General features: G+C 58.9%; 1 pseudogene. It reads right to left on the bottom strand.

What is annotated here, in order from left to right:
* Nucleotides 1–202, bottom strand: a pseudogene (locus tag ACNFCJ_RS24215) (IS5/IS1182 family transposase); the annotation flags it as partial.

The raw sequence follows: 202 nt of genomic DNA on the forward strand, positions 1-202 counted from the left end.
GAGCTTCTCCACGCTCAGGTGCTTGCGCAGCGAAGCTACCGCTTGGAACTTGCTGCCATCGATGGCCACCAGCTCCCCACTGATCAAGCTAGCCTGGCGACAGAACTGGACGAAAGCCTTGCAAGTCGCCTGAAAGGCCACGCTGTTGTCTTTGCGAAAATCCGCGATGGTCTTGAAGTCCGGCGCCAGACGACCCAGCAAC

The sequence above is a fragment of the Pseudomonas sp. NY15364 genome (assembly GCF_048068235.1).
Classification (GTDB): Bacteria; Pseudomonadota; Gammaproteobacteria; order Pseudomonadales; family Pseudomonadaceae; genus Aquipseudomonas; species Aquipseudomonas mendocina_D.